This is a genomic window from Microbacterium sp. NPDC056234, from assembly GCF_042267585.1.
Classification (GTDB): Bacteria; Actinomycetota; Actinomycetes; order Actinomycetales; family Microbacteriaceae; genus Microbacterium.
Window position 1 is genome coordinate 1154631 of record NZ_JBHJTE010000001.1, and the last position, 8885, is coordinate 1163515.

Annotated in this window: 10 protein-coding genes; all 10 read left to right on the forward strand. The window is 68.9% G+C overall.

The window, feature by feature from the left end; all coding sequences use genetic code 11:
- Positions 1–48 precede the first annotated feature (48 nt).
- Positions 49–648 carry an NUDIX hydrolase family protein gene (locus ACFCYE_RS05455; RefSeq protein ID WP_376176984.1) on the forward strand — a complete coding sequence of 200 codons (600 nt, stop codon included), beginning with the start codon at positions 49–51 and terminating at the stop codon, positions 646–648.
- 91 nt (positions 649–739) lie between these two features.
- Positions 740–2461 (forward strand): dihydroxyacetone kinase family protein, encoded by a 1722-nt coding sequence (locus ACFCYE_RS05460; protein WP_376176986.1) that lies wholly within the window; start codon positions 740–742, stop codon positions 2459–2461.
- Between the two features lies 1 nt (position 2462).
- Positions 2463–2918 (forward strand): ribose-5-phosphate isomerase, encoded by a 456-nt coding sequence (locus ACFCYE_RS05465; RefSeq protein WP_376176988.1) that lies wholly within the window; start codon positions 2463–2465, stop codon positions 2916–2918.
- A 2-nt stretch (positions 2919–2920) separates the two neighbouring features.
- Positions 2921–3664, forward strand: coding sequence for a triose-phosphate isomerase family protein (locus ACFCYE_RS05470; RefSeq protein WP_376176990.1), 744 nt, complete (start codon positions 2921–2923; stop codon positions 3662–3664).
- Between the two features lie 19 nt (positions 3665–3683).
- Positions 3684–4406 (forward strand): GntR family transcriptional regulator, encoded by a 723-nt coding sequence (locus ACFCYE_RS05475; RefSeq protein WP_376176992.1) that lies wholly within the window; start codon positions 3684–3686, stop codon positions 4404–4406.
- A gap of 100 nt (positions 4407–4506) precedes the next feature.
- Positions 4507–5448 carry a sugar phosphate isomerase/epimerase family protein gene (locus ACFCYE_RS05480; protein WP_376176994.1) on the forward strand — a complete coding sequence of 314 codons (942 nt, stop codon included), beginning with the start codon at positions 4507–4509 and terminating at the stop codon, positions 5446–5448.
- A gap of 24 nt (positions 5449–5472) precedes the next feature.
- Positions 5473–6444, forward strand: a complete 972-nt coding sequence (locus ACFCYE_RS05485; protein WP_376176996.1) for a 3-hydroxyacyl-CoA dehydrogenase family protein — start codon at positions 5473–5475, stop codon at positions 6442–6444.
- Positions 6445–6455: 11 nt separating this feature from the next.
- Positions 6456–7226 (forward strand): SDR family NAD(P)-dependent oxidoreductase, encoded by a 771-nt coding sequence (locus tag ACFCYE_RS05490; RefSeq protein ID WP_376176997.1) that lies wholly within the window; start codon positions 6456–6458, stop codon positions 7224–7226.
- A gap of 43 nt (positions 7227–7269) precedes the next feature.
- Positions 7270–8580, forward strand: a complete 1311-nt coding sequence (locus ACFCYE_RS05495) for an MFS transporter (protein ID WP_376176999.1) — start codon at positions 7270–7272, stop codon at positions 8578–8580.
- On the forward strand, positions 8580–8885 hold a 306-nt coding region (locus ACFCYE_RS05500), incomplete at its 3' end, for a hypothetical protein (RefSeq protein WP_376177001.1). The genes ACFCYE_RS05495 and ACFCYE_RS05500, both read left to right, overlap by 1 nt.

Sequence of the window (8885 nt, forward strand, 5' to 3'; positions counted from 1 at the left end):
GGTGCGGACACACGACCGTCGTGGAGGCCGGCCTGGTAGAAATGACCCATGACCGTCCGTACGCCCGACCCAGACCCCGAGGACTCCGACGACGACCTGGCGCGGTTCGGCGAGGTGCCGGCGGATGCCGGGAACCCGGGCTGGCTGAGCGACGTCGAGCTCGCCGAAGCGCGACGTCGTCTGCCGATGCTCTACGTCGAGGCGCTTCCCGTCCGCACGGACGGCGTCGGACAGGTCACCGAGGTCGGCATCCTGCTGCGTTCGACCCCGCTCGGCGAGATGACCCGCACGATCGTGTCGGGTCGCGTCCGCTTCGGTGAGACGATCCGCGATGCGCTGTTCCGCCACGTCGAGAACGATCTCGGCCCGATGGCTTTTCCGCTGCTGCCGCCGCAGCCGGCTCCGTTCGCCGTGGCGGAGTACTTCCCGATCCCCGGCGTGAGCGCGTTCCACGACGACCGTCAGCACGCCGTCTCGCTGGCGTACGTCGTCCCGGTGACGGGGACCTGCGAACCGCGAACCGATGCCCTCGAGGTCACCTGGTTCTCCCCGGAGGAGGCGGCCTCCGATGAGGTCTCCGCCGAGATGGAGGGCGGTCGGGGCGCCCTGATCCGTCAGGCGCTGGCGAGTCTCGGCCTGCTCCGCTGACGCCACCCGTGCAGTTCTATCCGATTTCCTATAGGATCTGAGCACGCGGCGGGATCACCCCCGCGACCTCAGCCGCTCTAAGGAGATCGCAATGACGCGCCTGTTCAACGATCCGGACGACTTCGCCGCCGATTCCGCCGCCGGATTCGTCGCCGCGAGCGCCCGGTGGGTCCGCCCGGTCACCGGTGGCGTCGTCCGCTCGACACGGGGCGCCGAGCCGACGGTCTCGGTCGTGATCGGCGGCGGCAGCGGCCACTACCCGGCCTTCGCGGGACTCGTCGGCCCCGGCCTCGCCCACGGCGCGGTCATGGGGAATCTCTTCGCCTCGCCGTCCGCCCACCAGGTGCACTCCGTCGCCACCGCAGCGCACGAAGGGCGAGGGGTCCTGCTGAGCTACGGCAACTACGCCGGGGACGTGCTGCACTTCACACAGGCGCAGGAGCGTCTGCGTTCCGCGGGCGTCGACTGCCGCACCGTCACGGTCACGGACGACATCTCCAGTGCCCCGGCATCCGAGCGGGAGAAGCGCCGCGGCATCGCGGGCGACCTCGTCGTGTTCAAGATCGCCGGAGCGGCGGCCGAGGCCGGTCACGACCTCGACGACGTCGAGCGCCTCGCGATCGCAGCGAACGACCGCACCCGCTCGCTGGGGGTCGCCTTCAGCGGCTGCACTCTTCCCGGCGCCGACGAGCCGCTGTTCACGGTGCCTGAGGGGCGCATGGCCGTCGGTCTCGGCATCCATGGCGAACCGGGCATCGACGAGGTCGACGTGCCGACGGCGGCGGGGCTGGCCCAGCTGTTCGTCGAGTCCCTGCTCGAGGAGATCCCGGACGGCGCCGCGCGCGAGGGTGCCAGGGTCGTGCCGATCCTGAACGGCCTGGGCAGCGTCAAGTACGAAGAGCTGTACGTCGTCTACGCCGAGGTCGATCGCCTGCTCGCGGAGGCAGGCATCACGGTCGTCTCGCCCGAGGTGGGGGAGTTCTGCACCAGCTTCGACATGGCGGGCGTCTCGCTGACGCTGCTGTGGCTGGACGACGAACTCGAAGAGCTCTGGCTCGCAGCGTGCGACACTCCGGCGTTCCGCCGCGGCGCGGTCGAGGGCCGCATCGCCGTCGATACGGTCGCGGCCGAAGAGGAGGAGTTCGTCATCGGGCCCGCGACCGACGAGTCCCGAGGCGCCGCGCAGACGATCGGCCGGGCGATCTCGGCGATGGCCGCGATGCTGGATGCCGAGGCCGAAGAGCTCGGCCGTATCGACCGGATCGCGGGCGACGGCGACCACGGCATCGGCATGCAGCGCGGCAGCAGGGCCGCGGCCGCCGCGGCGGAGGAAGCCGTCGCCGGCGGCGCCGGCGCGCGCACGACGCTGCACCACGCCGGTGACGCCTGGGCGGACAAGGGCGGCGGCACCTCCGGTGCCATCTGGGGCGAGATGCTCGTCGCCCTCGGCATGGCACTGGGCGACGATGCCGAAGTCGACGCGGATGCCGTCGGAGCCGGTGTCGCCCGCATGAAGGACGCCGTGATGTCCTTCGGCAAGGCGACCGTCGGAGACAAGACCATGATCGACGCGATCGTGCCGTTCGCTGATCGGCTCACCGAGCGGCTGGAGGCCGGAGACGAACTCGTCGCCGCCTGGACGGACGCGGCACGGCTCGCGACCGAAGCAGCCGAAGCCACCGCGAACCTCACGGCCAAGCTCGGCCGGGCTCGGTCGCACGGCGACAAGAGCCTCGGCACGCCTGACCCCGGCGCGGTCTCGTTCGCGCTCATCACCCACACGGTTCTCGACATCCTGAAAGGGGATGACTGAAATGGCACTTCGATTGGTGATCGGTTCGGATGATGCAGGCTTCGACTACAAGGAGCGCATCAAGGCCGACCTGCTGAACAACCCGCTCGTGGCCGACGTCGTGGACGTGGGCGTCGACGCGGACGGGCACACCAACTACCCGACGATCGCGACAACGGCCGCCGAGAGGGTGGCCGCGGGCGACGCCGACCGCGCGATCCTGATCTGCGGTACGGGGCTGGGCGTCGCCATCGCGGCGAACAAGGTGCAGGGCATCCGTGCCGTCACCGCGCACGACTCGTTCAGCGTGGAGCGCTCGGTGCTCTCCAACGACGCCCAGGTGCTGTGCATGGGCCAGCGCGTGATCGGCATCGAGCTGGCGCGGCGTCTCGCGCGCGAGTGGCTGACCTACACGTTCGACCCGCAGAGCGCATCGGCCGAGAAGGTCGAAGAGATCTGCGCGTACGAAGCGCGCTGAACATGGCGGACCGGATGCTCATCGGTGCGAGCCTGAAGATGTACTTCTCGCACGCCCGCACGGTGGAGTGGGTCTCGGATGTCGCCGAGATCCTCGCCGAGCATCCGGCTGGGAACGCCGTGACGGCGTTCGTGATCCCGCAGTACCCGTCGATCCCGGCGGCCATCGAGCACGGCGGTGATCTCTCGGTCGGCGCGCAGGACGTCGCGACCGAGGATTCCGGTGCGTTCACCGGCGAGGTCTCGGCGAGCGTGCTGGCCGAGCTCGGCTGCCGGTTCGTGGAGGTGGGCCATGCCGAACGGCGACGGCTGTTCGGCGACACCGATGAGGTGGTCGCCGCCAAGGTGCACGCGGCGCTGCGCAACGGTCTGACACCGATCCTGTGCGTCGGCGAGGCCGATCGCCGGGCGCCGGATGCCGCGGCGGAGGTCTGCCTCGCGCAGATCCGCTCTGCGCTGACGGATGCAGTCGATGCCGGGATCACCGGCCCGATCGTGATCGCGTACGAGCCGCTGTGGGCGATCGGCGCGCCCGCGCCGGCGGAGCCCGATCATATCCGCGAGGTCTGCGGCGCACTCCGCGTCCAGCTCGGCGGAGACGCTGCGGTGATCTACGGCGGCAGTGCGGGCCCCGGGCTTCTCACACAGATCGCGGACAGCGTCGACGGTCTGTTCCTGGGCCGTTTCGCGCACGACCCGGTCGCAGTTCGTGCCATTCTCGATGAAGTGGGATCACTGACGGCGTGACCGTCCGAGGGAGATGATGATGGCTGAAGGGCACGACGGAGGACTGGTCGGCTTGGAGACGACGATCGAACGTCGTGGCCTGCGTGATCACGTCTACGAGCGCATCCTGCAGCTGCTGCTGAGCGGCGAGGCGGCACCGGGCGCCCGGTTGTCGATCGACACGATCGCCCGGCAGCTGAACGTCTCGCCCACGCCGGTGCGCGAAGCGATGGTCCAGCTGGAGCGCACCGGGCTCGTCACGCGCGAGGCGCTCAAGGGCTACCGCGTCGCACCGCCGCTGGGTCTTGCCCAGCTGCAGGAGCTGTTCGAGGCCCGCATCATGCTGGAGTCCCGTGCCGCCCGACTTGCGACTCCCGCGACCGAGGAGATGCTCGACGAGCTGCGTGTCGCCGAAGAAGAGCATCGACGCATCGGCGAACGGGTGATCACGACGTTGCGCGCGTCGGCGACCGACGTCGAGCTGACGACGGCCTACTTCACCGCGGATGCCGCGTTCCACCGCGTCGTGTTCCAGCACTGCGGCAACCGCTATCTGACCGAGATGTCCGAGTCGCTCGGCGCGCAGCTGCACCGGATGCGGCAGTCGGCCGAGCACGGTGTCACCGACGTGCGCGAGGCCATCGCCGAGCATGAGGCGATCGTCGATGCGTTCGCCAGCGGCGACCCGGATGCGCCGGAAGAGCTGATGCGCCGCCACATCGAGCAGGTCAGGGCGCGTTCGCTCGATCTCGAGCGACCCTGAGCGCGGCAAGCGGATTCGCACCGCTTGCCTTTTGCTCTATTTCCTATAGGATCTATGAACACCGGCATGGAGTCGGAAGAGAATCGTCAACGGAGTCGTCATGACCGCAACGTCGCAGCCCCTCACCAGTGAGAACTGGCCCATCGCCGTCTGCATGCACGGGTTCAGCCCTGTCGCCCCCGACGGGACGCGTCTGCACGACGCCTCCGCCGAGACCTGGGACGGCGTCTTCGGTCAGATCGAGCGCCTCGGCTTCACCGCTGTCGAGATCGCCGACAGCCACATCCGCCCCTCAGAACTCACGGCCGAGCGTCGCGACGAACTGAAGACGATCGCCGGCAGCCACGGCATCCAGCTCATCTCGGTCCACGTGCAGCGCCAGAGCGTCATCGAACCAGGCAAGGGCGAGCAGAACCTCGCGTACGCGCACCGGGCGATCGACGCCGCCGCAGAGCTCGGCATGCAGGTCTTCTCCACCGGGCTGCACCAGCCCTTCACCGCGGCGCAGCGCAAGGCGCTGTGGTTCTGGACCGCACAGGGCCCCGTCGATCCCGACGACGCAGACACCCGCGCGCTCGCGGTCAAGCGCCTGCGGGAGCTCGGTGAGCACGCGGCATCCGTCGGCCTGCCGATGTCGTTGGAGATGTACGAGGACACCTACCTCGGCACCGCGGACAGCGCCGTGCGCCTGATCGAGGAGATCGGTCTGGACAACGTCGGACTCAACCCCGACATCGCGAACCTCATCCGCCTGCACCGTCCGATCGAGGACTGGCGCGAGATGCACGAGAAGACGCTGCCGTACGCCAACTACTGGCACGTCAAGAACTACACCCGCGACGAGTCCGCGGACGGCAGCCGGCAGACCTCGGTGCCCACCAGCATGGAGCTCGGCCTCATCAATTACCGCGCCATGGTCACCCGCGCCGTCGAGGTCGGCTTCCGCGGGCCATTCCTCATGGAGCAGTACGGCGGCGACAGCCTCGGCGTCTGCGCCACGAACCGCGATTACCTGCGGACGCTCCTCCCGGACGCCGTCTGAACGATCACACAGGAGACGATTGACATGACTGAACAGGAACGCCCCGTCTACGCCGTCATCGGCAGCGGTTACATGGGTGGCGGTATCGCCCAGTCGCTCGCGCTGTCCGGCGTCGATGTCCGCATCGCCGACGTCGACATCGAGATCGCTCGCAGCAACCGCGAGCGCCTCATCACCGAGGCTGCGCAGTTCGCCGCGGACGGACTCTTCCCCGCGGACGCCCCGGCGATCATCGCCGAGCGCCTCACGGCGGCGACGATCGAGGATGCCGTCGCCGGCGCCTCCTTCATCGAGGAAGCAGTGCCGGAGAAGATCGAGATCAAGCACGCGACGCTGCGCCGCATCTCCGAGGCGGCGGCACCCGACGCGATCATCGGCAGCAACACGTCGACGATCCTGATCGGCAAGCTGGCCGAGGCCGTGACGAACCCCGAGCGCTTCCTCGGCGTGCACTTCTCCAACCCCGCGCCCTTCATCCCCGGTGTCGAGCTCATCCCGCACGCCGGAACGGATGCTGAGATCCTCCCCGTCGTGGAGCAGATCGTGGCGGCCACCGGCAAGGAGACCGCCCGCGTCAAGGACGCGACCGGATTCGTGCTGAACCGCCTCCAGTACGCGCTGTTCCACGAGGCGACCCAGCTCGTCGAGGAGGGCGTTGCGAGCCCGGAGGACATCGACACGATCGTTCGCACGACCTTCGGCTTCCGTCTGCCGTTCTTCGGACCGTTCGCGATCGCCGACATGGCGGGACTCGACGTCTACGCGTTCTGCTACGCCTCGCTGCAGACCGAGTTCCCCGAGCGGTTCGCCACGCCGAAGGCGCTCGCAGAGCTCGTCGAGGCGGGCAAGCTCGGCACGAAGTCGGGAGCCGGCTTCCTGGATGTGCCGGCCGACCGGACCCCGGAGCTCATCGCATACCGCAACAGGGCCTACGTCGCCATGAAGAAGCTGATCGACGAGCTCGGCCCCGCTCCCATCCACCCCGCACAGAGCTGAAAGACCCGACCATGGCAACGGAATTCCCCGCAGAGCGCACCGCGATCCTGACCGGTGCAGCCAGCCCCCGCGGCATCGGCCGCACCACCGCGTTCCACCTCGCCGAGCGCGGCTGGAGCATCGGCATCATCGACGTCGACGGCGAGGCCGCAGCCCGCACGGCTGCCGAGGTCGCCGAGAAGCACGGCGTGCGTGCGGTCGGCGTCGGGGCGAACGTCGCCGACCGCGAGGCCGCCGTCGCTGCGGTCGACGCTCTCGAGGCGCAGCTGCCGCAGATCGTGGCGCTGGTGAACTTCGCCGGGGTCTCGTCACCGGTGCCCTATCTCGAGGTCACTCCGGAGGAGTGGTTCCGCGTCGAATCCATCAACCTCGACGGCGTCCACTGGGTCACGCAGCGCGTGGCGCGCACCCTTGCCGAGAACGGGGTCGGCCGCCTCGTGGGCATCTCCTCCGTGTCCGCCCAGCGCGGCGGTGGCACCTTCTCGAAGACGCCGTACTCGGCGTCGAAGGCGGGCATCATCGGCCTCATGCGCTCGATCGCGCGCGAGCTCGGCCCCGTCGGTGTGACGGCCAACGTCATCTCCCCCGGACCGATCGACACCGACATCATGGGCGGCACGCTCACCGATGAGCGCAAGACGGCGATGGCTGCCGACGGAGTGCTGCCGCGGATCGGGACCCCGACGGACATCGCGGCCGCCGTGGCCTACCTCATCAGTGAGGATGCCGGGTTCGTGACGGGTCAGACCCTGAACGTCGACGGCGGCCTCTACATGCACTGAGATCCCCGCACCAACGGCATTCGATCTCACACAAAGGAGTGACATGAGTCAGGCAACCGCGCCCGCGAAGGAAACCGCAACCAGGCGCACGATCAAGAATCTTCGGTGGTGGATCCTCGGCTGGGCGCTGGCCGCGGGCATCCTCAACTACATGGACCGGAGTGCGATCTCCATCGCGGCACCCGCGCTGATCGAGGAGCTCGGCCTCACTCGTACGGACATCGGACTGCTCGGCACGGTCTTCAGCTGGACGTACGCGTTCGCGCAGTTGCCGGCCGGGTGGCTGGTGGACAAGCTCGGCGCACGGCGCATGTACTTCCTGGCCATCGCCGGCTGGTCGATCGCGACCGGACTCATGGCGGTGGGATCCGCGATGTGGCATTTCGTCACGTTCCGCTTCCTGCTGGGTGCAGCGGAAGCGCCGAACGGACCTGCGAGCGCGCGGCTGACGGCGGACTGGTTCCCGCGCTCCGAGCGTGGTCAGGCGACGGCGATCTGGGATTCCGGGTCGAAGTGGGGCCCCGCGATCGCGCCGCCGATCCTCACGGGCATCCTTCTCGCCTTCGGATGGCAGGCGATCTTCGTGTTCCTCGGCATTCTGGGCCTCGTCCTCGCCGTCGCGTTCTACATCTTCTATCGCCGCCCGGAGCTGCACCCGAGCATCTCGGATGAGGAGCTCGAACTCATCCGGACCGAGGAGCAGAAGCAGGACACCGGAGCTGCGAAGGTCCCGTGGTTGCGGCTGTTCGCGCACCGCCAGATCTGGGGCATGATGGCAGGGTTCTTCTGCGTCATCTGGATCTGGAACATCTTCATCGTCTTCCTGCCGTTGTATCTCCAGGAGGAGCGCGGCGTCACGATCGCCGGATCGGGATGGCTCGCGGCGATCCCCTACGTCGGCGCAGCCGTCCTCGGCATCACCGGCGGCTGGGTCATGACGCGGTACACCAAGAGCTCGGGCGTCGATCCGCTGACGGCGAAGCGCCGCGTCATGTCGGTCGCGGCTGTCGTCGCCGGCGTGCTGATCTGCCTGATCCCGCTGGTCGCCGACCTCACGCTCGCGATGATCGTGATGACGGTCGCGCTCGGCTTCGTCGCGACGATGCAGGCTGCGGCCTGGGCCATGCCCGGCGATATCGTCAACGCGTCTCAGGTGGCCTCGGTCGGGGCGATCCAGAACTTCGGCGGCTACTTCGGCGGCGCGTTCGCCCCGCTGCTCACCGGCATCATCGCGGACGCGACCGGTTCGTACGCTCCGTCGTTCATCATCGGCGGGATCATCGCCGCACTGGCCGCCGTCGCCTACACCGTCCTGGTCCGTCGGCCCATGACCGCCGAGCTGAAGGAGTCCTGATGAGCTATCGCATCGGAATCACGAACGACGCCATCGAGCCGGACGGATCCAGCGTCCACGGTGATCTCGCGCTGGACGAACTGACAGCGGCCGGGATCGAATGGTCCGTCATCGACGCGCACCCCGCGCACGACGACGACCTCGCAGACCTCGACGCCGTCTACTCGCTCGGGCATCGCAGCTTCGGTGCGGCCGCGCTCGCGGCCGCACCCCGCCGGCGGGACCGCGCCCGGTTGGGTGGCGGGGACGACACCAAAGACCTCGAAGCGTGCCCCGATGCGGGCGGGATCGGGGCCCATACGCCC